Origin of the sequence: Sulfurimonas sp. NWX79, from assembly GCF_039667035.1 — a bacterium.
GTDB classification, from domain to species: Bacteria; Campylobacterota; Campylobacteria; order Campylobacterales; family Sulfurimonadaceae; genus Sulfurimonas; species Sulfurimonas indica.
Genome location: NZ_JALCZL010000061.1, coordinates 1 through 969 on the forward strand (window position 1 = coordinate 1; position 969 = coordinate 969).

At 32.0% G+C, this 969-nt stretch carries 1 protein-coding gene; it reads left to right on the top strand.

The genetic code is table 11. The annotated features are described in order from the left end of the window. Window positions 1-307: 307 nt before the first annotated feature. A partial coding sequence (locus MNY27_RS10905) for a transposase (RefSeq protein ID WP_346392348.1) occupies window positions 308-969 on the top strand: 662 nt, incomplete at its 3' end.

The window sequence follows — 969 nt, forward strand, 5'->3', positions numbered from 1 at the left end:
GACTTAATTAAAAAAACGGGTGCTTAAAACACCTCTTAAAGTATGGTATATTGGGAGTAAACAAAGGTTTATTTACAAATGATTGTAAAAAAGCTCTAAAATATGTATAAATTGTCAATCTAAAAATGTTATTTCTAAGGGTATAAGAAGAGGAATTAAACGATATTTTTGCAAGGACTGTAACAAATCATTTAGTTCAAATAGGCGTCCAGAACAGCTCCAAAAAATAATCTTCGAAGAATACTTTTTACACCGTCAAACTCTCAAACAATTATCAGCAAAATATAAAAAATCTATACCGTGGATTATGAAGCAAAGAGACGAGTATCTTGTCGAATGCAAAGTACATAACCCAAGAGCTGTAAATCTTATTTGCGATGCTACTTTTTATGGAAAAAGAAAGGACAAATTAGGCACTTTAGTTTTTAAAGACAACGCGTCAAAAGAGATACTCATTTGGAAGCATATTCAAAGTGAAATAGTTCAGGACTACCGATATTTAAAAGAAGAGCTATTGGCACGCGGATATACAATCACAAGTGCTACTTTAGATGGCAAAAGAGGCTTATACAAAGCCTTTAAAGATATTCCAATACAAATGTGTCACTTCCATCAGAAGAAAATTGTACAGCGATATTTAACAATGAGGCCAAAACTACAAGCTAGTAAAGATCTCAAGAAAATAGTTTCACGATTAACTCAAACTACAGAGAAAAACTTCACTCTAAAACTGGATGAATGGTATGAAGTATATAAAGATTTTTTAGAAGAGAAAACAGTATCAAATACTACTGGTGAACTTCATTATACTCACCCTAGAATCCGAGCAGCATATAGAAGCTTACGAACAAATTTACCTTACCTTTTTACATACAAAAAGTATAAACATTTATCTATCTCAAATACAACAAATGCACTCGAAGGTGGTGTCTTCTCTCACATGAAAAATATGATTACTTTACATCGTGG